Origin of the sequence: Streptomyces sp. Act143 (assembly GCF_003143935.1) — a bacterium.
In the GTDB taxonomy this organism is placed as follows: domain Bacteria; phylum Actinomycetota; class Actinomycetes; order Streptomycetales; family Streptomycetaceae; genus Streptomyces.
In genome coordinates this window covers 4,054,866-4,057,724 of the sequence record NZ_QFRX01000001.1, presented here as the reverse complement: position 1 = coordinate 4,057,724, position 2,859 = coordinate 4,054,866, and the positions used below count along the sequence as shown (strand labels likewise).

The window sequence follows — 2,859 nt, the reverse complement described above, 5'->3', positions numbered from 1 at the left end:
GACGGCTGTTTCGGACGGCACGTTGCGGGCGCTGGGCAAGTGCATGACGGTGGCGGGCGGCGCGACCGCGGACGGCACCCAGGTCCAGCTCTCCACCTGCACGGGTGCGACCTCGCAGAAGTGGACGTCCGATTCCAAGGGCCAACTGGTCGGCAGTCAGTCCGGCAAGTGCCTGGACGCCACCGGCCCCAGCTCGGCCAACGGCACCAAGCTCCAGATCTGGACCTGCGCGGCCAGCGCCAACCAGCTCTGGAAACTCCCCTCCTGATCAGTCACCCCTTCCCACCTAGGAACATCGTGTTGCGAAGACACCGCAGCTCCGCCCCCGCGTTGGGCCTGGCGGCCCTCACCACGCTGGCGGCGCTGACCGTGAGCCCCACGGCCACGGCGGCCACCACGGCCGACACCCCGATCGTGGTGAACGGCGGCACCGTCCTGCCCGGCCGGGTCGCCGGCAAGACCGGCGCCCTCGGCGTCACCTTCGGCTTCTCCGACATCACCATGGCGGGCGGCCCCTACGACCAGCCGGTCAACAAGAACTACAACCAGCCCATGTACCAGCCGAAGGCCGACGACCCGGCCTCCTTCTGGGACAACTACGTCGAGGAACTGGTCACCGCCGGCGTCGACTTCGTCGCCGTCGACCTGCGCGGTTTCGGCCCGGACCAGGCCGTCCCGGACGGCGCCGGCGACCCCCGCGCCCTCACCCCGCTCATCGACGCGATCAAGCGGCGCGGCGTCGCCGACAAGCTCAAGATCGCGGCGTTGGACGACACCCCCGCGTCCCTCACCGACAAGAAGAACCGGGCCGTCCACCACACCGGCGGCTACGACCCCGCCTTCGACATCGGCGACGCCGACGGCACCGGCGAGGGCGGCTACAAGTACTTCTGGGACTACAACCAGCGCGAGTTCTTCTCCCGCGTCCCCGCCGACATGCTCTACAAGGTGGACGGCCGCCCGCTGATCTACGAGTGGTCCGTCAACGACTTCGCCTTCACCAATCAGGGCAACGGCAACCTCTCCAAGCTGCTCCAGTACGCCCGCAGCCACGCGAAGTCCGAGTTCGGCCTCGACCCGTACTACGTCGTCGACAGCAGCTGGCCCGACCGGGACCCCAGCGTGATCTCGCAGATCGACGGCATCAACAACTGGTTCCAGCTGCCCGCCGGCTGGTCCGACATGACGTACCAGCCCATCATCGACAACGGCCAGTTGAAGTTCGACGGTGCCTGGGACTACCAGACCTCGGACGGGGCCGGCGACTACAAGAACACTTACCAGAGCACGTCCACGGCAGGCGCCTCGGTCACCTATTCGTTCATCGGCACCGGCGTGCAGTACCTGGCCCGGACCGCGAGCGGCCAGGGCAGCGTCGACGTGTCGATCGACGGTGGCGCGCCCGTCACGGTGTCCCTGTCCGGCAGCGCCCTGAAGACACAGCAGACCGTCTTCGACAAGCAGGGGCTGACCGAGGGCACCCACACCATCAAGGTGACGAACAAGGTGTCCTCGCCCGTCACCGTCGACGGCTTCAAGGTCCTCACCAGCCGCCCGACCTCCGTCAACGGCCGCACCTACGGCGTCGCGACGCCCAGCTTCCGGGTCGTCAACGACGACGTGAACATGGTGATGGACGCCGACCACGGCAACCACCTCAACCGCACGCTGGACGCCACCGTCAACAGCGGCGCGGACATCACCCTGGTCGAGGGCTTCACGGACTGGGAGGAGAACGCGATGGTCGCGCGTACGGCCGACGGCACGTACGCGGAGCGCCTGACCGACTACCCCAACCAGATGATCGACATCGTCCGGCAGTACTCCACCGACCCGTTCCCCACCGACCTCAAGATCGAGGCGGAGACGGCGGACGCGTACACCGGAGCCACCCCCGGCAACACCTGGGGCGTCTACCGCGGCGGAGACATCGACGTTCAGCCCACGGGCGACACCGGCGGCGGCTGGAACGTCGGCGACATCGCCGCGGGGGAGACCCTGACCTGGAACAGCGAACCCCTCCAGGGCACGGTGAAGCTCTCCGCCCGGGTCGCCACCCCCAACACCGGCGCCCAGCTCCGCTTCGTCGTCGACGGCGTGCCCGGCCCGACGGTCACCGTGCCGAGCACCGGTGACTGGCAGACGTACACCACCGTCGACGCGGGCACCTTCCAGTTCCCGGCGGGCACCCATCACACGGTCCGCCTGGAGTTCCCCAACGGCTCGCTGAACGCCAACTACTGGACGGCGACGACCACCGCCCCGCCCCCCGACCCGGCCCCCCTCGGGGCGACCGGCCAGATCACCGGCCAGGGCGGCAAGTGCGTCGACCTGGCGGGCGGCAGCGCGGCGAACGGCACCCAGGCCGTCCTCAGCACCTGCGGCAGCGCCACGACCCAGCAGTGGACGGTCGCCCCCGACAAGTCGCTGCGCGTCCTGGGCAAGTGCCTGACCACCCAGGACCAGGGCACCGGCAACGGCACCAAGGTCCAGATCGCCGCCTGCGACGGCTCCAAGGCCCAGCAGTGGACACCGGACTCCGCCAACGGCTACCTGGTCAACGCCCTCTCGGGGCTGTGTCTGGAGAACTCCAACGGCAGCACCACGGACGGCAACCCGCTGATCATCTGGTCCTGCAACAGCGGCGACGCGGGCCAGAAGTGGAAGGTCCCGGCGGACGCCGCCACGGGCCCCACCGGCCGTGTCGCGGGCTACAACGGCAAGTGCGTGGAGGTGGCCGCCGACGGCTCGACCATCCAGCTGAACACGTGCGGGACGAGCAGCAGCCAGTCGTGGACGGCTGTTTCGGACGGCACGTTGCGGGCGCTGGGCAAGTGCATGACGGTGGCGGGCGGCGCG

At 69.4% G+C, this 2,859-nt stretch carries 2 protein-coding genes (1 of these 2 cut by a window edge); both read left to right on the top strand.

All coding sequences use genetic code 11. The annotated features are described in order from the left end of the window. Positions 1 to 268 carry part of the coding region annotated (locus DI272_RS18010; RefSeq protein ID WP_146238438.1) for an RICIN domain-containing protein on the top strand (this coding region is incomplete at its 5' end). 234 nt of the annotated region lie to the left of the window's left edge, so 268 of the 502 annotated nt are shown. A gap of 29 nt (positions 269 to 297) precedes the next feature. Beyond that, positions 298 to 2,859: DUF5010 domain-containing protein (locus DI272_RS18005; protein WP_146238347.1), on the top strand; the 2,562-nt coding region annotated here is incomplete at its 3' end.